Origin of the sequence: Xanthomonas vasicola pv. musacearum NCPPB 4379, assembly GCF_000277895.2 — a bacterium.
Taxonomy (GTDB): domain Bacteria; phylum Pseudomonadota; class Gammaproteobacteria; order Xanthomonadales; family Xanthomonadaceae; genus Xanthomonas; species Xanthomonas vasicola.
Genome location: NZ_CP034655.1, coordinates 1 through 22,563, shown reverse-complemented (window position 1 = coordinate 22,563; position 22,563 = coordinate 1). Strand labels below are relative to the sequence as shown.

Annotated in this window: 20 protein-coding genes; 5 read left to right on the top strand and 15 right to left on the bottom strand. The window is 63.0% G+C overall.

What is annotated here, in order from left to right:
- Nucleotides 1-68 precede the first annotated feature (68 nt).
- The 3 genes from KWO_RS00110 to KWO_RS00100 form a co-directional block, all read right to left on the bottom strand.
- Nucleotides 69-1,061, bottom strand: a complete 993-nt coding sequence (locus KWO_RS00110) for a D-2-hydroxyacid dehydrogenase family protein (protein ID WP_017112423.1) — start codon at nt 1,059-1,061, stop codon at nt 69-71.
- A complete protein-coding gene (locus KWO_RS00105; RefSeq protein WP_008572943.1) occupies nt 1,061-1,381 on the bottom strand; it encodes a DUF1820 family protein in 321 nt (106 codons plus the stop codon). Before KWO_RS00105 ends, KWO_RS00110 begins: the two co-directional genes overlap by 1 nt.
- Nucleotides 1,382-1,496: 115 nt before the next feature.
- Nucleotides 1,497-2,189 carry a rhomboid family intramembrane serine protease gene (locus KWO_RS00100; protein ID WP_010364746.1) on the bottom strand — a complete coding sequence of 231 codons (693 nt, stop codon included), beginning with the start codon at nt 2,187-2,189 and terminating at the stop codon, nt 1,497-1,499.
- A 218-nt stretch (nt 2,190-2,407) separates the two neighbouring features.
- Between KWO_RS00100 and KWO_RS00095 the strand changes: the two genes are divergently transcribed.
- The gene (locus tag KWO_RS00095) at nt 2,408-3,748 is read left to right on the top strand and encodes an outer membrane protein transport protein (protein ID WP_010376388.1); all 1,341 of its coding nucleotides are present in this window, start codon (nt 2,408-2,410) and stop codon (nt 3,746-3,748) included.
- A gap of 259 nt (nt 3,749-4,007) precedes the next feature.
- A complete protein-coding gene (locus KWO_RS00085; RefSeq protein WP_010376389.1) occupies nt 4,008-4,709 on the top strand; it encodes a 2OG-Fe(II) oxygenase in 702 nt (233 codons plus the stop codon).
- A gap of 224 nt (nt 4,710-4,933) precedes the next feature.
- Here the strand turns inward: KWO_RS00085 and KWO_RS00080 are convergent, their stop codons facing one another.
- The gene (locus KWO_RS00080; protein WP_010364757.1) at nt 4,934-6,028 is read right to left on the bottom strand and encodes a PA0069 family radical SAM protein; all 1,095 of its coding nucleotides are present in this window, start codon (nt 6,026-6,028) and stop codon (nt 4,934-4,936) included.
- A 136-nt stretch (nt 6,029-6,164) separates the two neighbouring features.
- On the opposite strand from KWO_RS00080, the gene cls reads away from it, so the two are divergent.
- The 3 genes from cls (at nt 6,165) to KWO_RS00065 (ending at nt 8,747) form a co-directional block, all read left to right on the top strand.
- A complete protein-coding gene (cls, locus tag KWO_RS00075; protein WP_010376391.1) occupies nt 6,165-7,625 on the top strand; it encodes a cardiolipin synthase in 1,461 nt (486 codons plus the stop codon).
- A gap of 74 nt (nt 7,626-7,699) precedes the next feature.
- Complete coding sequence (locus KWO_RS00070) at nt 7,700-7,969, top strand: hypothetical protein (RefSeq protein WP_010376393.1); 270 nt, start codon at nt 7,700-7,702, stop codon at nt 7,967-7,969.
- Between the two features lie 10 nt (nt 7,970-7,979).
- Nucleotides 7,980-8,747, top strand: a complete 768-nt coding sequence (locus KWO_RS00065; RefSeq protein WP_010376396.1) for a pyridoxine 5'-phosphate synthase — start codon at nt 7,980-7,982, stop codon at nt 8,745-8,747.
- 416 nt (nt 8,748-9,163) lie between these two features.
- Here KWO_RS00065 and KWO_RS00060 read toward each other — a convergent pair whose 3' ends face one another.
- The 11 genes from KWO_RS00060 to dnaA all read right to left on the bottom strand — a co-directional run bounded on the left by KWO_RS00060 (nt 9,164) and on the right by dnaA (nt 22,524).
- Nucleotides 9,164-9,577 (bottom strand): ExbD/TolR family protein, encoded by a 414-nt coding sequence (locus KWO_RS00060; RefSeq protein WP_005912449.1) that lies wholly within the window; start codon nt 9,575-9,577, stop codon nt 9,164-9,166.
- A gap of 3 nt (nt 9,578-9,580) precedes the next feature.
- Nucleotides 9,581-10,003 carry an ExbD/TolR family protein gene (locus KWO_RS00055; protein WP_010364790.1) on the bottom strand — a complete coding sequence of 141 codons (423 nt, stop codon included), beginning with the start codon at nt 10,001-10,003 and terminating at the stop codon, nt 9,581-9,583.
- 46 nt (nt 10,004-10,049) lie between these two features.
- Entirely contained in the window at nt 10,050-10,811 is a 762-nt protein-coding gene (gene exbB, locus KWO_RS00050) for a TonB-system energizer ExbB (protein ID WP_005912445.1), read from the bottom strand.
- Nucleotides 10,812-10,895: 84 nt separating this feature from the next.
- Nucleotides 10,896-11,561, bottom strand: coding sequence for an energy transducer TonB (locus KWO_RS00045; protein WP_010376398.1), 666 nt, complete (start codon nt 11,559-11,561; stop codon nt 10,896-10,898).
- A 153-nt stretch (nt 11,562-11,714) separates the two neighbouring features.
- Complete coding sequence (locus KWO_RS00040; protein WP_010376399.1) at nt 11,715-12,908, bottom strand: tetratricopeptide repeat protein; 1,194 nt, start codon at nt 12,906-12,908, stop codon at nt 11,715-11,717.
- 276 nt (nt 12,909-13,184) lie between these two features.
- Nucleotides 13,185-13,991, bottom strand: a complete 807-nt coding sequence (locus KWO_RS00035) for a M48 family metallopeptidase (protein ID WP_017113519.1) — start codon at nt 13,989-13,991, stop codon at nt 13,185-13,187.
- Between the two features lie 186 nt (nt 13,992-14,177).
- Complete coding sequence (locus tag KWO_RS00030) at nt 14,178-15,014, bottom strand: CPBP family intramembrane glutamic endopeptidase (protein WP_010364801.1); 837 nt, start codon at nt 15,012-15,014, stop codon at nt 14,178-14,180.
- Between the two features lie 67 nt (nt 15,015-15,081).
- Nucleotides 15,082-17,526 (bottom strand): DNA topoisomerase (ATP-hydrolyzing) subunit B, encoded by a 2,445-nt coding sequence (gene gyrB, locus KWO_RS00025; protein ID WP_010376402.1) that lies wholly within the window; start codon nt 17,524-17,526, stop codon nt 15,082-15,084.
- Between the two features lie 112 nt (nt 17,527-17,638).
- On the bottom strand, nt 17,639-18,745 hold the full coding sequence (gene recF / locus KWO_RS00020; RefSeq protein WP_010376403.1) for a DNA replication/repair protein RecF: 1,107 nt from the start codon (nt 18,743-18,745) through the stop codon (nt 17,639-17,641).
- Between the two features lie 1,071 nt (nt 18,746-19,816).
- Entirely contained in the window at nt 19,817-20,917 is a 1,101-nt protein-coding gene (dnaN, locus tag KWO_RS00015; protein WP_010364809.1) for a DNA polymerase III subunit beta, read from the bottom strand.
- 278 nt (nt 20,918-21,195) lie between these two features.
- Nucleotides 21,196-22,524: a chromosomal replication initiator protein DnaA gene (gene dnaA / locus KWO_RS00010; protein ID WP_010376404.1), complete on the bottom strand. Its 1,329-nt coding sequence runs from the start codon at nt 22,522-22,524 to the stop codon at nt 21,196-21,198.
- Nucleotides 22,525-22,563 lie beyond the last annotated feature (39 nt).

Here is a 22,563-nt window from a genome sequence, read left to right as displayed (position 1 = left end):
CGGCGCTTACGTGGCAGCAGCGCACGCGTCTTGTCGGTTGCTTCAAGGCCGCGCTAATCCAGCGGGGATCACACCCGCTTTGTTGTTGCCAATACCTCGGGATTGACCAGATTGCGCGGCGTGCCCGCGGCAAACGCCAGCACGTTGTCGAACGCCGCGTCGAAATACAGCGCGTAGCTGTCGCGTTCCACATAGCCCAGATGCGGCGTTGCCAACACGCGCGGGTGCAGCAGCAGCGGATCGTGTGGGTCCAGCACCGGCTCGTGTTCGAACACATCCAGCGCGGCGTACCCGGGCCGGCCAGCATCCAACGCAGCGAGCAATGCGCCAGGCGCAATCAATTCGGCACGGCTGGTGTTGACCAGCAACGCATCGCCACGCATGCGCGCCAGATCCTGTGCGGTGATGTCATGCCGCGTCTGCGCAGTCAGCCGCCGATGCAGCGACACCACATCGCTGCGTTCGAACAGTTCTTCGCGGCTGCCCGCAATCGCGAAGCCGTCGCGCGCTGCCTGCGCACAAGACGCCTCGCCGCCCCACACCAACACCTGCATGCCGAAGGCGCGCCCGAAGCCGGCCACGCATTGGCCAATCCGTCCGTAACTCCAGATCCCCAACGTGCGCCCGTGCAGCACGCGGCCCAAGCCAGGATCGCCCAGTGCCTGCCATCGGCCTTGCTGCAAGGCATGCTGGTACTCGGTCAGCCGACGACTGACCGACAGGATCAATGCCCAGGTCAGCTCGGCCGGTGCCACCGGCGAACCCACGCCTTCAGCGACTGCCACACCCAGCGCGGTACATGCCGCCACATCCACATGCGCGCCCACCCGCCCGGTTTGACTGATCAGTTTCAGCCGTGGCAGCCGTTGCAGCAGCGCCGCATCCACCCGCGTGCGCTCGCGGATCAGCACCAACGCATCGGCGTCGGCCAGACACGCAACACGCACATCGAGATGCTCGTCCAGTGCGCCTATTACCTGCACCTGGTGACCTTGCATGCGCTGCACAAAGGGCAGCTGAGCCACAGCACCCTGATAGTCGTCGGGCACCAGGATGCGCATCAGCGTGGCTTGATCGGCGAGGGGAACGGAGTGACCACCTTGTCGCCGGTGGTGGCATCGCGAATCACCGACTGGCCTTTTTTCTCGACCTCTTCGATCCGCACGATGCTCTGCATCGGCAGGTGCAAGGTCTTGGTGTTGCCGAATTCTTCGCGCAGGCGTTCTTCGGTGGGGTCCACCACCAGCCCATCGTGCACGTCGAACACCAGCTCGCCGATCTGGTTGAAGCCCCACAGATGGCTGCCGGTGACCTCACGCGCGTAGAGCTCGTACACCTTGCCGTGATTGAGGAAGGTGACTTTGTACAGAGACTTGGACATGCCGCGATTATAGGCGCGCCCGCCTGGCCGCCGAAGTGCGCGGCATCGCGCGTTACTGGCTCCGCCGCGCAGCGCTCAGAGCCTGCTCAGCCCAACGCCCGGTGCGCTGCGCGCCTCAGAAGCCGTGGCGCTTGCGCAGCCGCCGCGCGATCGCCGCGCGCACCGACAAGCCGTACACGATGCCGAATACAAAGCCGGCGATATGCGCCGACCACGCCACCATGCCGAAGGCCGGGCCGATGTAGGCGAACACCACCTGCAGCATTGCCCAGGCGCCGATCAACAGCGGCGCCGGCACCCGGATGAATTCCAGAAACACGCCCAGCGGCAGCACCACGCCCAGCTTGGCGCCCGGAAACAGCGCCAGATAGGTGCCGATCAACGCCGACACCGCGCCCGATGCACCGATGATCACGCGGTCTGGAGTGCCGATGGCAAAGATCGCCGCCAGGTTGGAGGCCGCGCCGCCGACCAGAAACAGCAGCAATAACCGCCATGGGCCAAGGATGCGCTCGGCCGGCAGCCCGAAGATCAGCAAGAACACCAGGTTGCCGAGCAGATGCGACCAATCGGCGTGCAGGAACAGCGCAGTGAACAGGCGCAGCACGCTGCCGTCGCGCAAGGTGGCCCACCAGTCGCCCAGATTGGAGACGCCACTGGAAAGTGCGCCCCAGTCCAGCCACAGCGTATTGCGCGCCTCGCCCGGCCGACTGATCGACCACAGATACGCCAGCCACACCGTCGCGAACAGCAGCGGCACCGCCCAGCGCGGCGTGGGTTTTTTGCGGGAAGGAAGAGAGACGAACATCGGACGGGGACAATAGCCGGTCCGCGCCGCTGAACCCAACCCTAACCTGATGCCACGTTCAGCGTGCGATTCGTTATTGTTCGGTTAATCGCCATAGGTATACTGCGTACGGCGTCGTATGTCGGGGGGGGGTCTCCGGCGCGCTCCGGGCACTGGATTGGTGCTGGACGCGGGCGCTGAATCGACCATTGCAGTCCTTATCCGGAGAGCTACAACTTATGTCTACTGCTTCCACTCTCAGCCGCGCCACCCTGTTGGCCGTCGGTGTCGCTGGCGTGCTGGCCGTTGGTCAGGCGCACGGCGCCGCATTCCAGCTGAAGGAAAACAGCGCCAAGGGTCTCGGCCGCGCATTCGCAGGTTCGGGCAGCGCCCCGGACGATGCCTCGATCATCGTCAACAACCCGGCCGGTATGCGCCAGCTGGACGGTCGCCTGTTCCAGGCCGACGTCAGCGCCATCAGCTTCTCGGCCAAGTTCCAGCCTGAGTCAGCCAACTATGCCAACGGCGCTCCGGTCTCCGGCGGCAACGGCGGCGATGCCGGCATGATCGCACCGGTCCCGGCGATGTACTTCCACGTGCCGTTCGGCGAGAACGACAACATGCACCTGGGTACCTCGCTGACCGCGCCGTTCGGCTTCAAGACCGAATACGACCGCGACTGGGTCGGCCGCTACCACGGCACCAAGACCGAGCTGCAGGCGATCGACTTCAACGTCGCGTTCTCCTATGACGTGAACCCGTACGTGTCCTTCGGTGCCTCGGTGTTCGCCGAGCGTCTGGATATCGACCTGGCCAACGCCGTCGATTTCGGCAGCGTGCTGGCCGCGCGCCGCGTGCCGGGCTTCGCGCCGGGCAGTGCCGATGGCTACTCGCGCATCAAGGGCGACAGCACCGAAGTGGGCTTCACCCTGGGTGGCTTGTTCAGCATCGATGAGAACACCCACATCGGCTTCAGCTACCGCTCGCAGGTGGACCACAAGATCACCGACGGCACCGCCGACTTCACCACCCCGGGTAACGCTGCTGCCGTGCTCGCGGTTGCCGCACCGGGCACCTTCGTCGACACCAAGGGCCGCGCCACCGTCAAGCTGCCGGCCAGCGCCACCGCCAGCTTCACGCATAACGTGAACGAGCAGTGGTCGATCATGGCCGATGTCACCCGCACCGCCTGGAGCAAGTTCGACCAGGTGACCGTGGACTTCGCCTCCAACCAGCCCGACAGCGTGCTGGACTTCTCCTACCGCGACACCACCTTCGCCTCGATCGGTGCCGACTACCGCATGAGCGATACGGTGACCCTGCGCGGCGGCCTGGCATACGACCAGACCCCGACCACCGCCGAACACCGCGACGTGCGCGTGCCGGACGCGAGCCGCAAGTGGGTTTCGCTGGGCATGAGCTGGCGTCCGTCGGCGCAGACCGAGTACAACTTCGGTTACACCCACCTGTTCACCAGCGACCCGACCAGCGACACCCGCAGCGCCACCGGCGACCGTCTGGCTGGCAGCTACGACGTGAAGGGCGACGTGCTGGCCGCTTCGATCAACTACAAGTTCTGATCGTCGCAGCCTGCGTTGTTTGACGAAAAACCCCGCTTCGGCGGGGTTTTTCTTTGCTGCGTTGCACGCCCAACACGCGCAACCAGCAACCAGCGAAGCGGGCAAGGCATCGCGCATCAACACCGCGCTTCACCACCTTGCGCGGTATCGCCACGTGGCCACGCATTGGTGATGTCGACAACGTCGCGTGCGGATCCCGCTTGTGCGCCATGCATGGCGAACGCTGCAGCCGGCGCGCCAGATTGCTATGGTCAGGCGCATGAGCCAACCCGACTTCATCCAGATCACCGACAACGCCGTCTCGCGCGAAGATTGCGCGGCCATCGTGCAACGCATGCGCCAGAGCCAGCAGCTGCATCCAGGCCGCATCGGTGGCGGTGTGTTCCCCGACCTCAAACATAGTCGTGACCTGCGCATCAGTGGCATGGCCGAATGGGCGGAAGTGGAAAGCCGCCTGCAGCAGGCCGTGTTCGACGGCGTGCTCAGCTATCTGCGGCAGTATCCGCAGGCCCTGATCTCACCGCTGATGCTGCAGGTGACCACCGCCGATGGCACACCGCATCGCCTGGTGGCCGAGGACATCGTGCAGATGAGCGACCAGGCGTTGGGCGATCTGACGCGCACCTGCCTGCGCCCGGGCGCGATTAATCTGCAGTGGTATACCGCCGATCAGGGCGGCTACCCGTATTGGCATTGCGAGCTGTATCCGCGCGATGCCAGCGCCGACACGCTGCATCGGCATCTGCTGTGGACGCTGTATCTCAACGACGACTTCGCGCAAGGCGAAACCGAATTCCTGTTCCAGCAACGCAAGGCCCGCCCACGCACCGGCAGCCTGCTGATTGCCCCCACTGCCTTCACCCACACCCACCGCGGCAACCGCCCGGTCGGCGGTGACAAGTTCATTGCGACGAGCTGGATTTTGTTTCAGTCGGCGCAGGCGCTTTACGGCGGGGAATAGGGAATAGGGAATGGGGATTGGATAAGAGCGGAACGCTTGGCCGTTACGCGCCGGGCTATCGAATCGTGCAAGAAGTACGCTGCGATGCTGCCAACAACGGCGGGCCTGACGATGACGCCGCTCTACTTCGATTTGGCAGACACATGCCACGCACCAAGCAATATCTGCAGGACCGCGGTGCTGCGCTGTTACAAATCCCCGCTCCCGAATCCCCAATTCCCGCCCTAAAACAGCACACCCTGCGGCGACGCAGGCACCGGCTTGGCCGGTGGGGCCGGACGGCGGAATGCGCTGCAGTCCAGCGCCGCCATGGTGCGTGCATCGAAGCCGGCGCGGCGGTGGGCGAGGGCGAAGCGGCGCGCCAGCAGGTCCGCGTACACGCCCTGTCCGCGCAGGCGCGTGCCGAAGGCACTGTCGTAATCCTTGCCGCCACGCAGTTGCTGGATGGTGCTCATCACATGCTCGGCGCGCTGCGGGTGATGGGTCTGCAACCAATCGCGAAACAGCGGCGCCACTTCGTGCGGCAAACGCAACAGCACGTAACCGGCACTGTGCGCGCCGGCAGCGGCAGCGGCTTGCAGGATCGCTTCCAGTTCGTGGTCGTTGATCCACGGAATCACCGGCGCGGCCATCACGCCAACCGGCACGCCGGCATCGTGCAGGGCACGCATCGCGCGCAGGCGTGCATGCGGAGCGGACGCGCGCGGTTCGAGCTTGGCCGACAGATGCGGGTCGAGGGTGGTTACCGAAAAATGCACGTTGACCAGACCCTCGCGCGCCAACGGCGCGAGCAGGTCCAGGTCGCGCGTCACCAGCGCATTCTTGGTGATCAGCGTGAACGGATGACGCGTCTCCCATAGCACCTCGATCAACTGGCGCGTCAGCGCACGCTTGCGCTCGATCGGCTGATACGCGTCGGTGTTAATGCCCAATGCGATCGGGCTGGGCACATAACTTGGCCGCGACAACTCACGTCGCAGCAGCTCCGGCGCATTGGTCTTAGCGAACAGCCTGGTCTCGAAATCCAAGCCCGGCGAGAGATTGAGATACGCGTGCGAAGGTCGCGCGAAGCAGTAACTGCAGCCATGTTCGCAACCACGATACGGATTGACCGATTGCGAGAACCCGATATCCGGCGATTGATTGCGGCTAATGATGCTGCGCGCAGTTTCGTCGGTCACCTGCGTGCGCAATGCCGGGGCGGCAAACTCATCGCTGTCGTCGGCGCACCAGCCATCGTCCACCGCCTGCTGGGTGGTGACCTCGAATCGCCCGGGCAGATGGCCGGTTGCACCTCGGCCCTTGATCGCACTTGCCATCGCGTCATCGTACGGCCGCAGCGTCTCGCCCGCTGCGACTGCACATTCAACCCGATGAAGCCGTCAGACCGTTGCAGCGCCACCGGGTTGGCGACGCGGTCATCGCAACACCGCGTGCGCCCCGTAGAATCCGCGCATGCTCGCATTTGCACAGGGCGCGTGGGATTGGCTGGCCAACACTCCCCACCTCGAAGCGCTCCTTCTCGCCGCCTATGTGCTGTACCTGCTGTGGATCGCCGCCTGGATCGTGCTGCAAAAGCGCGAGCCGGTGGCCACGCTGAGTTGGGTGCTGTCGCTGGCGGCGCTGCCGTATCTGGGGCTGTTGATCTACTACTGGCTGGGCCCGCAAAAGGTCAAACGCCAGCGGCTGCGGCGCGGGCGCTCGCGCTCGGGCATGGAGAGCTACAGCAGCGTCTGCCCGCCGGATGCCGACTGCACAGAGCTGGCCAAGATCGCCCAATCCACCACCGGGCTGGCGCCCAGCAGCGCCACCGAAGTGCACTGGCTGGTGGATGGCGCTGCCACGTACGCCGCCATCATCGAAGCGATCCGTGATGCGCGCGACCACATCCATCTGGAGTACTACATCTTCCAGCCCGACCGCAGCGGCACCGCGATCTGCGCTGCGCTGATGGAACGTGCCCGCGCCGGAGTCAGGGTGCGGCTGCTGATGGATGCGATCGGCTCATCGGCGATGACCCGGCGCGTGTTGCGCACGCTGCGCGAGGCCGGAGTGGAAACCGCCTGGTTTCATCCCTCGCAGCTGCTCAAGCCGTTCAAGCGCCCGTGGTTGAACCTGCGCACCCACCGCAAGGTGATCGTCATCGATGGCCGAGTCGGCTTCACCGGCGGCATCAACGTCACCGACGATGAAAACGAGCAGGTGCGCAAAGATGCCTATCGCGACCTGCACGTGCGCCTGCAGGGCCATGTGGTGCGCAGCCTGCAGCTGGTTTTCCTGGAAGACTGGCTCTATGCCACCGGCCAGGGCCGCGCCGCATTCCATGGCCAGCAACTCTGGCCGGACGATGTGCCCACCCGTGCGCGAGGCACGGTGGATGCGCAGGTGCTGGTGTCTGGCCCGGATTCGTCCTGGGAAGCGATCCACCGCCTGATGGTCGCAGCCATCCATGAGGCCAAGCACCGCGTGTGGCTGGTCACCCCGTATTTCGTCCCCGGCGAAGCCGCGCGCATGGCGCTGACCTCGGCCGCGCTTGGCGGGCTGGACGTGCGCCTGCTGGTGCCGCGGCTGAGCGATTCGCGGCTGGTCACCTACGCGGCACGCTCGTATTTCGACGAGCTGCTGGAAGCCGGCGTGCGCATCTACGAGTACGGCCCGCGCATGTTGCACACCAAGGCGCTGCTGGCCGACGACGATGTCTGCATCGTCGGCAGCGCCAATTTCGACAGCCGCAGCTTCCGGCTCAATTTCGAATTGTCGATGCTGTTCCGCGACCAGGCAGTGGCGGCAGAGATGGCAGGGCTGATCGGCGCCGACATGGAACAGGCGCAGGAAGTGCGTTTCGTGCGGCATCGGCCGTTATGGCGTTCACGCCTGCCGGAAGCCTTCGCGCGGCTGTTATCGCCGCTGCTCTGACCAACGGCGCGGTGCCCACGTGGAACCACGCCGGGCACGGCGTTACACTGCCGCCACTCAACGGGGAGCTCGTCATGCACTGGCTGTTTCTGCTTATGGCACTGGGTGCGCTGGTGCTGGCCTTCAGCACGCCGCACGTGTGGTTGCTGGTGGTTTCGCTGCTGGTGGCATTGCTGCTACTGCTGCTGTGGACACGCGGCTGGTTCGCCTCGCGCATGGACGACACCCAACGCGACACCAGCAGCATGATCGACCCGGCCGAGCTGCGCCGCCTGCGCGAGCTGGCAGAAGCACGCAAGTCGGCTGCACTGGCCGCTGCACGCGACAACGAGCCGCAGGTCTGATGACCGCCGTATGACCACTCGGCTCAGCGTTAACGTCAACAAGATCGCGGTGCTACGCAATTCGCGCGGCGGCACCGACCCGGACGTGGTGCAAGCTGCACGCACCTGCATCGCCGCCGGTGCGCACGGCATCACCGTGCACCCGCGCCCGAACCAGCGCCATATCCGCGCCGACGACGTCTTCGCACTGAGCGCGCTGACGCGTGCGCATGCGGTGGAATTCAATATCGAAGGCAACCCGTTCGCGCCGCCGCGCGCGGGCTATCCGGGGTTGCTGGAGTTGTGCCGCGCCACGCGCCCGGAGCAGATCACGCTGGTGCCGGATGGCGACGGGCAACTGACCTCCGACCATGGCTTCGATTTTGCGCAGGACACCAGGCAACTTGCCTCGCTGATCGCCGCGTTCAAGGCGGTCGGTAGCCGTGTCAGCCTGTTCGTCGATGCCGGTAACCCGGACATCGCCCGCGCAGCCGCATTGGGCGCAGACCGCATCGAGTTGTACACCGGCCCATATGCGTACGCGCATGCCAGCGGGCAGGCAGATACCGCATTGGCACTGTTCGCCGATGCCGCGCAGCGTGCCAGTGCCGCCGGCCTGGGCATCAATGCCGGACACGATTTATCGCAAGCCAATCTCGGCGATTTTCTCGCCACAGTTCCGGGCGTGCTGGAAGTATCCATCGGCCACGCCTTGATCAGCGAAGCCCTATATCAAGGGTTGGATGCGAGCGTGCGCGCGTACGTCGAGATTTTGCGCGGCGGTCGCTTTACCGCCTGATTTGGCGCAATGCCGACAGTCGATCGTGCGCGAACGCTGGTTGGCATGGCGACGCAGTGGCGGTGTCGTTTGATGCAGCGGCGAAGGACACGCCTGTTATTGGGGTAGTAGGCAGACAGCAGCTCGCCGCAGGCGATGCAAGGTGATCCACAGGGAATGGACGATGGCCGCGCGCATCGGATCAGCACGTGGCCACTTTGTCGCGTGCCATCTGGCACCGCGCCAACCAGATAAGCCGGCAACGTTCTAATGCACTGGCTGCTCAGCCGCCAGGAGCAATGTGATCGAGATCGCTGCGCCATAGCCATGTTTGCAACTACCCACTACTACCCACACAACAGAAAAAAAAAACGCCACCGTTTCCGGTGGCGTTGCAGTCGCGTCATGACTGTTGTGTTGCGGTCTTGCAGAGACGTTTACTGCTGCATGAAGCCGATTTTCTTCATCTGCGAGTTCTTCGCAGCGGCCAGCACCTTCGCCATCACTTCGTACTCCGCATCCGGATTTGCATCGATGCGTAGTTCCGGCTGATTGGTCGGATCGGCCTGCACCACTTCTTCCATCTTCTGTTGCAACACATCGACCGGAGTCGGACTGTTGTTCCAGAACACCTGGTTGCTGGCGTCGATACGCAACTCGATCGGCGGCGGCGGTTCGGTCGTCTGCGGTGGCGGGTTGAGCACCCGCTGCGGCAGGTCCACGGCGATCGGATAGGTCATGATCGGCGCGGTGACGATGAAGATGATCAGCAGCACCAGCATCACGTCCACGAGGGGCGTGACGTTGATGTCGGCCATCGGCCCACGGCTTCCACCAGTACTAAATGCCATGGCTTACTGCCCCTTCACTTTGGTTGCAACGAAACCGACGTCCAGCATGCCCTGACCCTGCGCGATCTTGGTGATCTCGTTGATCGTACGCATCTTGGTCGTGCGGTCGCCACGCAAATTGAGCGGCGGCTGCGGGGTCTGCTGTGCTGCGGTGGACAGGCGCGACTCCAAGGCTTCCTTGGAAATCGGCTCGTCGTTCCAGTACAGCGACCCATCTTCCTTGACGGCCAGAGTGATCGGCGCGGCGCGTTTCTCCGCATCTTCCTTCTGGATCAAGTTGGCCTGTGGCAGCTCCACCTTGACCTTATGGGACATCAGCGGCGCCGTAATGATGAAGATGATCAGCAGCACCAGCATGACGTCCACCAGGGGCGTCACATTGATGTCGGCCATCGGGCCACCGCTGTTTCCACTACTGAAGGCCATAACGGGCTCCGTCTAAATCGTTGCGAAGTCGTTCTTTACAACCGGATTAGCGAACGCGCGAACCGGTGGCGAAGAAGTCGTGCAGGTCGTGGGCGAAGGTGTCGAACTTGGCGATCACCGAGCTGTTGACCTTGGAGAAGAAGTTGAACGCGAACACGGCGGGGATGGCGACGAACAGACCGATCGCGGTCATGATCAGCGCTTCACCCACCGGGCCGGCAACGGCGTCGATGGAGGCCGAACCGGTTGCACCGATTTTGATCAGCGCGCCGTAGATGCCCCACACGGTACCGAGCAGACCGACGAACGGTGCGGTCGCACCGACGGTGGCCAGCAGGGTCATGCCCGACTGCAGCTTGGTGCTTTCGCGGGTCACGGCCTGACGCAGGGCGCGGTCGACGAACTCCGAACGGCTCAGGCTCTCGCCCAGGCCACCGGTGCTGCCTTCGGCGCGCTGGTGGTGAGCAGCAGCCTGGGCTGCGTCTAGTGCGATCTTGGAGAACGGCTCGGAAGCCGGCTGTTCTTCCATCGCGCGGATGGCGTCCTGTGCATTCGGGGCATCCCAGAACGCGGTGGTGACGCGGTCAGCCGCGCTCTTCAGACGTGTGGCACGGAAGATGTTGATGACAGTCCAGTACCAGGAGGCAGCGGACATGGCGATCAGGGTGATCAACACGACCCAAGACACGGCGAAATCGCCGGGGCTGGAGGTCATTTCGGTGATCAAGTGCTCGAAGCCCATCTGCGACAGAGCGGCCGACGGATTGGAGCCCCCTGCAGCGGCGGCGATAAAGAATTCCTGCAGCATGACGCTTACCTTTGTTGTGTGTGGTGATGAAGGGTGGAGCGAAAGGAAGACAGGATCCTGGGCCGACCGTAGCCGGCCCGTGGATCAGTTCAGAGCAAAGTTGACCGGGACGCGGACACGTCCGGCGGCTTTCTGCCCGTTGACAGTGGAAGCGTTGAACTTCCACTTGCGTGCTGCGTCCATCGCGGCACGGTCAAGGTCGCGGTTGCGGCTGGACTTTTCGACCGACACATTGGTCACGTTGCCGCTGGCATCCACATCCACGATCAGGATGACCTCACCTTGGACACCGGCACGGAATGCCGCCGGCGGGTACTTCGGTGGGTTCATGTTCTTGGACGAGATATCGACGCTGGCGCCAATGTCGCTCGGCGGAGCCGGAGGGCTCGGCGGGCTGGGCGGCGTGACGATATCGCTCGGACGCGGGTCGGGAACGTCGACCACCGGAGCTTCCGGCGGCGGCGGAACCGGTGACGGCTTCGGCGGCGACAGATTCTTGACCGGCGGTGGCGGCTTGTCTTCCGGCGGCGGCGGCGGCGGGGGAGGAGGAGGCGGTGCATCCACCAAGGTAACCATGGTGGTGCGCTCCTTCTCTGCCGGAGCCTTCGGCGCCACTGCAGGGATCAGCAACATCATCAGTGCAGTGAGGTGCAAAGCAATTACAAAAGCAATGCCGATAATGCGGGCCCAGCTCAGACCCTGGTTCCCGGCATCATAGTCATGCCTGTGGATAACGAGTTGTTCCGTCATGCGCCGATGGCTCTTTCAGTGGGGGCCCGGATCACTGTGATGATCCCCAGGTTTTCGGACGGTTTTGACACCGCAGGAACTCCCAAGCTTATACCAATCCCGAGTCCTGTAACCACTAAAAACACAGGGATTTCGGGGGTTTATTTTCTTTTTTTACTTCAGGTTGATGATCTTCTTGGCGTCTTCTGGTTTTTTAACACCCTTGGCGATCGCCTGCTGTGCGGCCTGCTTGGCCTCCGGGATGCGACCTTCCGAGTGCAGCACCTTGGCCAGATTTAAATACGTCTCGCCATCCTTGGAAAGCGGTGCGGCCTTCTGCCAGTTTTCGATCGCCTTCGGCACATCGTCGCTGTAGTAATACGACTGTGCCAATGCGAGGTATGTCTGATAATCAGGCTTGAGGATGCCTTTTTGCATACCTTCATTGATAACCGCGATGACGTCCTTTTCTTTGTTCTCGGTGTTGGCGTAGATGGAATACAACTGCTTGTATTCCTTTTCTTCGGTCAACTGCCCGGCGGCACGCAGCTTGTCCATCACGGCTGCGGCCTTTTCCATCTGGTCGGCCTGCATGTACATGCTGGCCAGGTTGAGCTGGGCCTTCTTGTCGTTGGGCGTCTTGGCGGCAAGCGCTTCGGCGGCAGCGACGGCCTCGCCGGTCTGGCCAGCTTCGGCATAGGACGCCATCAGCAGCTGGTTCCAGGTGTCCTTCGGCTCGGGCGAAGCGGCAATAGCCTGCTTCAGCACCGGAATCGCTTCCTTGTAGCGCTCGGCCTGGTACAGCGCTTGACCCTTGAGGATCAGATCTTCCGGACGCTGCGACTTGCTCTCTTCCAGGTACTTGTCCAGCGTGGCCAGACCTTCGGCCTTCTGGTCGTCCTGCAGCTGCAACTGGGCCAGCATCAGCATCGACTGGAACTGGCCGTTGTTGTCCAGCGCGTTCAGGCCGATGGCCTGCTGCAGATACTTCTTGGCAGCGGCGGTGTCGTCCAGGTTGTAAGCGGCCTGGGCAGCCAGCTGTGCGGCCAACGCCTTGTCGGCTTCGTTGGCAGCGCTGTTGGCCAGGATCTCATCGGCCTGGCTGCGCACGCCCGGATAGTCTTCGCCCTTGTTGAAGGTTTCGATCAGCTTCTGCAGCTTGCTGCTCAACTTGGAGGACGGCTTGATCGTCGGTGCCTGACGGGTCGACTGTGGGTACAGCTCCTCGGCCTTGCCGCTTTTGGATTTACGGCTGGCGCGTTCGGAAGAACGGTCCGACTGCGCGACCGCATCGGTAATGACAGCCCCACCCAGCGACGCGGCAATGAACAAGGACAACAGGGCTTGCTTGCGGTTGAGCAGTTTCATGTTTCACCTCGGACGATCCGCCGTCGGGCGGTACGAAAAGCGGAATGGGCGCTGTACGAAAAATCTGGGCCGGCAAACTTAGCAGAAAGTCTCAGTTCTCGAAAACGGTTTCCATGTTGTGGTGTGACAAACGGCAACGGGGTAAACAAGTCTTAGCACAGCTAACATTCAGTGACCGGTCGCAACACCTGCGCCCGCAGTGTAACGAGGCAGGCGTTGAATTCAGGTCAGTACCCGCACGAAACAACAAAAGCCGCGTAGATGCTGTTAGCGGCTCTAGCCACAACGTGGCACGCGCCCGGCTTGCTTGGCCTGCTGGTACACCGGTTCAAGCTGACCAACGTCGGCCTGCAGTTCGCGGATGCGGTTGGCAGGATCGGGGTGGGTCGACAGCCACTGCGGTTGGCGATTGCCGCTGGCGGCCATCATGTTCTGCCACAGCGTTACCGCCTGCGCCGGATCGAAACCGGCCTGGGCCATCAGTCGCTGACCGACCACATCGGCTTCGCTTTCCTGGGTACGCGAGCCAGGCAGCAGAAACACTGTCTGGGCAGTCATACCGCCAACCTGATTGACCGCGCTGGCCGCGCCGTCGCCATAGGCGGCGCCGGCAAGCGCGCCGATGATGCCCAGACCGGCTTGCGCGCCAAGCTGACGGGTGATGCGCTCTTCGTGATGGCGCGAGATGACGTGGCCGATCTCGTGTCCGAGCACAGCCGCGAGCTGATCCTGGGTCTTGGCCACGGTGAAGATGCCGGTGTTCACCCCGACCTTGCCACCGGGCAGGGCGAACGCGTTTGCTTCGTTATCCACGAACAGCGCGGTTTCCCACTTGGTTTCGCGCCATTGCGGTGGCAGCTGTGCCACCAGTGCGTTGACCACGCACTGCACGTAGGCATTCTGCTTGCCGTCGGTACTGACTTTTTCCTTGGCCTTGGTCTGCGCGAAAGATTGCGCGCCCAACTGGTCTAATTGCTGTTGCGACACGCCACCGACCACCTGTCGGCGGCCGGTTGGCGAAGTTGTGGTGGCACACGCCGTCAGTGCAAGCACGGCAACAACGGTCAACAGCCTAGCTTTCATTCGGATCCCCCTAGAACCATCCGGCCATTTTGGCAGGCTCGTCTTAACATTTCGTCAAGCGGCTGCGTGCGGCTACCGGGGCGTGCTTGCCCGGTAGCGATTGGGCCAGAGCGTGCGGGGTCATTCCGTAATCAGGTACCGTCGCGTTGCGACGGCAGGGCAGTCGCAGGTCGCCGCTATTCGCGCTCAGCCGAGCCCGAAAAAGTACAACGCCGCCAGCGCGGTGGCGTTATTGATGCCATGCGCAGCGATCGGGGCCCACAGCGTGCCGGTGCGCCAATACAGCCACGCGAACGCCGCGCCCATACTGCCGTACACCAGCCACAGCTGGGCGATGGCGGCAGGGCCATTGCCGCTGATACCGGGAACTTCATGCACCAGGGCGAAAATCGCGCCGCTCAAGACGATACCCAGCCATGGGCGGCCGGCACTGAGCAGGCGCCCGAACAGCACGCGGCGGAACAGCAGCTCTTCGTAGGCCGGCGCGATGACCACCGCAAACAGGGTCAATGCCAGCGGCCATTGCTGGAGCGCTTCTTCCATCAACGGCAGGTTGGTCGGCACCGGTTTGATGCCCAGCGCCGAGGCCGCCACGCTGACCAGATTGCTGAGCAGGAAGACGGCGGCGGCGATCAGGGCGGTCCAGCCCCAGGTGGAGGGGCGGCGCGCGGCAGTCCGCGAGGCGGCCTGTTCGGCGGCAGTGGCACGACGACGCCAGTAGTACAACAGCAACGCTGGCGTGGCCGTGCTGACCAGCGCGGTGACCAGCTGCACCAGCACACCGGGTTGGCCGATGGCGGCCATCACCTCGGTGGAGGACGGCGTCAGGCCCTGCGCCTTGGCCGCCTGTACATGGCTGAAGCCACGCACCGCGCCCCACAACGCAAAGCCGGCCACGCTGAGGGTTAGCAACAGGCCGGCGGCGATGAGCACGTCGACCCAAAACCCCACGAGCACAGGCAGCAGCGGCGGCTTGCCGGCAACTGCGCGAGGTGCCGGGGGAGGTGGAAGATCTGTGCTCATCGTCGTTCCGCGAACACCGCCCCGAGCAGCACGCCGCGAGTGCGACGTGCGCGCCGGGGGTGGCAGCTCAGATATCCAGGTTGGACACCTTCAGCGCGTTGTCCTCGATGAAGTCGCGGCGTGGTTCGACCACATCGCCCATCAGGGTGCTGAAGATCTGGTCGGCGGCCACCGCGTCCTCGATCCGCACCTGCAACAGGCGACGGGTGTCGGGGTTGACCGTTGTTTCCCACAGCTGTTCGGCGTTCATTTCGCCCAGGCCCTTGAAGCGCTGCACCTGGCGGCCCTTCTTGGCCTCATCCAGCAACCAGGCGTGCGCCTGCGCGAAGTTGGTGATCGGGTGGCTCTTGTTGCCGCGCACGATCTGCGCGCCTTCACGCACCAGGTCGTGCAGGGCCAGCGACACCTCACGCAGTGGACGCAGTTCGCCGCTTTCGAATGCACCCATCGGCAGCACCTGGGTGAACTCTTCGCCCATATGGCGGCGGATCGCCACCAGCGTGGCAGGCGCGTTCTCGGTGGCCGGGTCGAAGCGCAGCTGGTAGCGCGCGGTGCCCAGGGTGCCGCGATTGAGCACTGCCTGCAGCGCATCCAGGGTCGGATGGTGGTCGCCTTCGGCCTGCAGTTTTTCCACATCCAGCGGCGGCAGGTCGATCAAGGCGGTGAGCAGCGCCGGGTCGTAGCGGTGCGCGTTGCGCGCAATCGCTTCGTTGGCGCTGGTAAACAGCATCAGCAGTTTTTCCAGCGCTTCGCCGGTGATCGGCGGCTCGTCGGTGGCCGGAATCAGCGCCGCACCTTCGACCGCATTGCTGGCCAGATAGGCGTTGAGCGCGGCGGCGTCCTTCAGATACAACTCGCTCTTGCCCTGCTTGAGCTTGTACAGCGGCGGCAGGCCAATGTAGATGTAGCCGCGCTCGATCAGCTCCGGCATCTGCCGGTAGAAGAACGTCAGCAGAAGGGTACGGATGTGCGAGCCGTCAACGTCGGCGTCGGTCATCAGGATGATGCGGTGGTAACGCAGCTTGTCCGGGTTGTACTCGTCACGGCCGATGCCGGTGCCGAGCGCGGTGATCAGTGTGCCGACCTGATCGGACGCCAGCATGCGGTCGAAGCGCGCACGTTCGACATTGAGGATCTTGCCGCGCAACGGCAGCACTGCTTGGTTCTTGCGGTTGCGTCCCTGCTTGGCCGAGCCACCTGCCGAGTCACCCTCGACGATGAACAGTTCGGACAGCGCCGGGTCTTTTTCCTGGCAGTCGGCCAGCTTGCCGGGCAGGCCGGCGATGTCCAGCGCGCCCTTGCGGCGGGTGAGATCGCGCGCCTTACGCGCGGCTTCACGGGCACGGGCGGCATCGACGATCTTGCCGGTGATCGCCTTGACTTCGTTCGGGTTCTCTTGCAGGAACTCCTGCAGGCGCGCACCGAAGGCGTTTTCCACTGCCGGGCGCACGTCCGAGCTGACCAGCTTTTCCTTGGTCTGCGAGGAGAAGCTGGGGTCGGGCACCTTGACCGACAGCACCGCGATCATGCCTTCGCGCATGTCGTCGCCGGTCAGCGCAACCTTGGCCTGCTTGGCGATGCCGTTCTGTTCGATGTAGGTGCTCAGCACACGCGTCAACGCGGCGCGGAAGCCGGCCAAATGGGTGCCGCCATCCTTCTGCGGGATGTTGTTGGTGAAGCAATACATGGTTTCCTGGTAGGCGTCGGTCCATTGCAGGGCCACGTCCACCACGATGCCGTTGTGCTCACCGGTGACCGAGATCACGTTCGGGTGCAGCGGCGACTTCAGCTGCGCCAGATGCTCCACGAAGCTGCGGATGCCGCCTTCGTAATGGAAATCGTCGCGACGGCCCTCGCCACGCTCGTCGATCAGGGTGATCTTGACGCCGGAATTGAGAAACGACAGCTCGCGCAGGCGGCGCGCCAGGATGTCGTAATGGAACTCCACGTCGCTGAAGATGGCCACGGACGGCTTGAAGCGCAACGTGGTGCCGCGCTTGGTCGAGGCTTCCAGCTGCTTGAGCGGGTATTGCGGCTCGCCCAGCGCGTATTCCTGCTGGTAGTGAAAGCCGTCGCGCCAGATGTCCAGCCACAGGTGCTCGGACAGCGCGTTGACCACCGAGACGCCCACGCCGTGCAGGCCGCCGGAGACCTTGTAGCTGTTGTCGTCGAACTTGCCACCGGCATGCAGCACGGTGAGGATGACCTCGGCCGCAGACACGCCTTCTTCCTTGTGGATGTCGACCGGCACGCCGCGCCCGTTGTCGGACACCGCCACCGAGCCGTCGACCAGGATCTTCACCACGATGTCGTCGGCATGGCCGGCCAGGGCTTCATCGACAGAGTTGTCGACCACCTCGAACACCATGTGATGCAAGCCGGTGCCGTCATGGACGTCGCCGATGTACATGCCGGGGCGCTTGCGGACGGCTTCCAGGCCACGCAGCACGGTGATCTTGCTGGAGTCGTACGTGCCGCTGGGTGTTGGCGGGGTGTTTTGTTCGTCGGTCATGCGCGTGCCGTTGGCTCCACAACACGGGCGCTGACGGCGGCAGCCGCTTCGCACCGTGGGAAAAGGGGGATAGCGGGCAAATTATACCAGTCGGCCCACCCCGGCCGTTGGGTCAGTCTGAGGCGGCTTGCAGCGCGAGCTGGCCGTGTTCCACGTGGAACCGTTGCAATAGCGCGGCAGCGTCTACGAGCCCGGGCGGGGTCTCGGTCGCGGTGATCAGCACCTGCGCTGGCGCTGAGACAAGCCGTTGCAGGACGCGGGCTTGGTGATGCCGGTCCAGTTCCGACCCAAGGTCATCCAACGCGATCACCGGCCATTCGCCGCGCTCGAAGGCAAAATCCTCGGCCTGGGCGAGGAGGCAGGCGAGGGCGGTGAGCTTGGCTTGGCCGCGAGAAAGCGCATCTTTACCAGGAAGCACGTCGAAACGGGGCATCCAGTCCGCACGGTGCGGGCCTTGTGAGGTGTAACCGTTCTGGCGGTCACGCTCGCGGGCAAGCAAGAGGGCATCGGCGAGCGAGACCTCGTGGCGCTTCCAGCCTGGGGCAAATGCGAGTGCGGACAGCCCGAGCGATGGCGCGATTGCACCCGCCACCGGAATCAGGCGGTCCTGCAGGCGTTCCAGGTAGCGCATGCGCCTGGACGTCAGCGTTTCACCGGATTCGGCGAGTTCGTGATCCCAGGCATCCAGCATGCGCGGCTGCGCGCCTTGCTTGAGCAGCGCGTTGCGCTGCTTGAGCGCTCGGGCGTAGCGTCGCCAGAGGGCCAGGAAATCGGGTTCCACGTGGAACAAGCCCCAATCCAGGAAGCGACGGCGAGGTTCACCACCACCGCTGATCAACACGTGGCTACCCGGCTCGAAGGTCACAACAGCCAGCGCAGCACATAAGGATCCCAACTGCGCCACGTCTTCGCCATCCAGACGCCCCGTCCATTCCTGGCCGCTATGACGTAAGCCGGCACGACGTGTCCGCTCTCCTGCAACGCCGCTGCCTTCTTTCCATTCCACGAAGACTTCAAGGTCATTCGCGCCTTGTTGGATCAGGCCGTCACGGACGCGGCCACGGAAGCTGCGGCCATATGCCATCAGGTGCAGCGCCTCGAGCACGCTGGTTTTACCCGCGCCGTTATTGCCAGTCAGCAGATTCAATGCACTGGCGGGATGGAGCTCGACGGTCTGAAACCGACGAAGCCGATGAATGGACAACCGCACTACATGCATCGATCGGTGTGCTCCGGGATGTAATCCGGCATGCCGGTCGGGTCGAAGGATACGTGATCGGCATGAAACCCGTGCAGACACGCCAACAGGCGGTGTTGGACAGATAGGGGATAACTTGTGGATAAAAAAAGATGCCCGAAGCCGTTTTTGCCTTATCCACAGCTTTTAGGCCGGCAAATAGGCCGATAATCACAGGGTTTCGAGGCCATAAATAGCTTGAAGAACAATAACTTGATCCACTTTTCGGCGAAATCTGTCCCTACCATCACCACCAAGCTCTTAAGTTATTTCTATTTTTAAAAGCAAAGCTAGATGTGCATAAGTCAAAACCGGGATTTCCAAGCCAGCGAATCTTTGTCACCGGGTGGGTCAGCACGATGGCGATGGGTTGTCGCTCTGCTCTCGGGCTGAACCCGTTTAGTGCCAGAACTCTGGAATGTACTTCCCCGCGATCACTTCCAACAAACACTTGGTCTCACAAAAGCGAACACCTAGGGCAATTCAGAGCCGAGTACGGCTTCGTCGTTCGAGTGTGGGTAAGAACTCGTAATCTGAACGGAGCCCACCCAGATTGCGGGTACGTTGAAAATCGCTTGTTAGTCCCGGAGCCCGACTGTCACGGGGAATCTGTCCAGGCCAGCGGCCAACGCTGTGTGTATTCGAGATATCTCGGACTTCTGCATAAACTCACCCACGACACCGGTCGCACCCCAGTTCCATCCTGCATCGCGAGTAATCCGAAACTTGGGTCTACCGTCATCGAAAAAGGGCAGCCAATCAGGGCGTGTGGGAATGTATTTTAAGCACTTGCCTGATGTATCTCGTCAGCAACGAAGCCAACAGTGTCAGCGTCTGGTGATCCGAAATATCGCGATGAAGATTCTCCCTCCGGCGATTGAGCAACATGCCTTGCCTGTTCTGCTAGCACTACGGTCCCAGCAGCCCGCCTTTCCGCGTTATGGCGATGACGCCCAACCAAGTTAGGCAAACTAGGCCCAACAAGCTGCAGAACAGGCAAACAAAAAAGCCCGGCTTTCGCCAGGCTTCTCGTGTTCCACGTGGAACGAGGCGCTACAGACGCAGCGGCATCACCACGTGACGGGACTTCTCGCTGCTTGCCTCACGCACCAACGCAGACGAATTCGCGTCGCGCAGCTGGATGACCACGTGCTCATCGCGCAAAGCCGATAGCGCGTCGAGCAGGTAATTAACGTTGAAGCCAATCGCTAGGTCGTCGACCTTAGTATCGGCTTCAATCTCCTCCTGCGCTTCTTCCTGCTCGGGGTTGTGCGCGCTGATCTTCAGCTGACCCGGCGAGACTTCTACACGCACACCGCGGTATTTTTCGTTGGACAGAATGGCCGCACGCTGCAAAGACGCACGCAGCGCCTCGCGATCCACCTTGACCTCACGATCGGCACCAATCGGAATCACTGCCTCGTAATCCGGGAAGCGGCCGTCGATTAGCTTGGAGGTGAAGGTCACATCGCCACGCTTGACGCGGATATGGCTACGACCAACTTCCAGCTCGACCTCCCGATCCGCGCCTTCCAGTAAACGTTGCAGCTCGGTCACGCCCTTACGCGGCACGATGATCTGACGCTTGGCGCCGCCAGCCTTCTCCAGCTCCATCTCGCATAAGGCCAAACGGTGGCCGTCGGTCGCCACACAGCGCAGCAAACCGTCGCGCAGGTCGAACAACAGACCGTTGAGGTAATACCGGACGTCTTGCTGTGCCATCGCAAACGCGGTGCGTTCGATCAGCTCTTTCAGCCCGGCCTCTGGCACCACCACGCGCTCGGTCGCTTCAACTTCGTCCACGGACGGGAAGTCGTTCGCCGGCAGCGTCGCCAGCGTGAAGCGGCTACGCCCGGCCTGCACGGTGACCTTGTCGCCGGTCTGCGAAATGGTGACGCGGCTGCCGTCGGGCAGGGCGCGCAGGATGTCGAACAACTTGCGGGCAGGAATCGTGGTTTCGCCGTCCTGCGCGTCCTCCACCATTGTGCGCGAGATCATTTCCACTTCCAGGTCGGTACCGGTCAAGGACACCTGTCCGTCCTTGACCTGCACCAGCAAGTTGGCCAGAACAGGCAGGGTTTGACGGCGTTCGACCACATTGACCACTTGGGCCAATGGTTTGAGGAAGGCTTCGCGCTGCAGTGTAAAACGCATGTGGTTCCGTGCCCCTATGCTTTAAAAGATAATGGAATAAATCAAAAGCTTGGTGGTGATGGTAGGGCCGTTTTCAGCGGATAACCACCATAACTGTTTGTTTCTAAAGACATTTCAGCGCCTGAAACGCTTGGGACTAGTGCGCCTGAGCTGGTGGGAAACCCTGTGGATAGTTTTTTCCATCGGACCGCGGCGCAACGTTATCCACAGATTCTCCCGCATTTGACCCCAACGTTTCCACGCTTTTCTCCAGCGGGCACACGATTGCGGTCAACGGGCTACTCGCTGAGCTTGCGAATCAGCTTTTCCCAGTCCTCGCGCAGCTTGCCGTCGGCCTCCATCAGCGTGCGGATCTGCCGGCAGGCATGCAGCACGGTGGTGTGATCGCGGCCGGCGAAAGCGTCGCCGATCTCCGGCAGACTGTGCTCGGTGAGCTCCTTGGCCAGCGCCATCGCCACCTGGCGCGGACGCGCCAGCGAACGCGTACGCCGCTTTGAAAGCAGATCCTTCATCTGCAGTCCGTAGTAGTCCGCCACGGTCTTCTGGATGTTGGGGATGCCGATCGCCTGTTGCTGGGCGCGCAACAAGTCGCGCAGCGTCTCCTGCGCAAATTCCACCGTGATCGAGCGCCCGGTGAAATTGGCGCGCGCCACCAGCGTGTTGAGCGCGCCTTCCAGATCGCGCACATTGGAGCGCATCTTCTTGGCGATCAAAAATGCCACGTCGTCGGGAATCTCGGCGCCACGCTCGCGCGCCTTGGCCAGCACGATGGCTGCGCGGGTTTCGAAATCCGGCGGATCGATCGCCACCGACAGGCCCCAGGCCAGGCGCGACTTCAGCCGCGGCTCTAGGCCTTCCACTTCGCGTGGATAGCGGTCGCAGGTCAGGATGATCTGCTGGCGGCCGTCGAACAGCGCGTTGAAGGTGTGAAAGAACTCTTCCTGCGTGCGGTCCTTGCCGGCGAAGAACTGAATGTCGTCGATCAGCAACGCATCGATCTGCTGGAACTGGCGCTTGAACTGGTCCATCGCCTTGTCCTGCAACGCCCGGATCATCGCGCTGAAGAATTGTTCCGAACGCAGGTACATCACCTTGGCGGCCGGATTGGCCTGCCGCAGCGCATTGCCGGCCGCGAACATCAGGTGGGTCTTGCCCAGGCCGGTGCTGCCGTACAACAGCAACGGGTTATGCGCACGGTCGCCGGGCTTCTGCGCAGCCTGGATCGCGGCGGCCAGACCCAGTTGGTTACTGCGGCCTTCCACGAAATTGGCGAAGGTGTAATGCGAATCCAGGTTGCCGGCGAACGGCACGATCGGCGCCGCTTGCGGTGCAACGGCCGCCGCGACGGGGGCAGGAGCCGGCTCGGGCGCGCGCGGGCGCGAACCCACGGCTAGCGCCACTTCGCCATTGCCACAGAAATACGCCAGCAACTCGCGGATGCGCGGCAGGTAGCGTTCGCGGACCTGGTCGACAATGAAGGCGTTCGGGGCGTACAGCACGATGCTGTCGCCGCGGTCTTCGGCTTGCAAGGGTTTCAACCATGTGTGGACATCTTCGGGCGGGAATTCAGCTTCGAGACGTTCCAGACAGCGGGGCCAAGCATCCATCAAAGTATGATCATCTGTTGCTGGCTGCGGCGCGCAGAA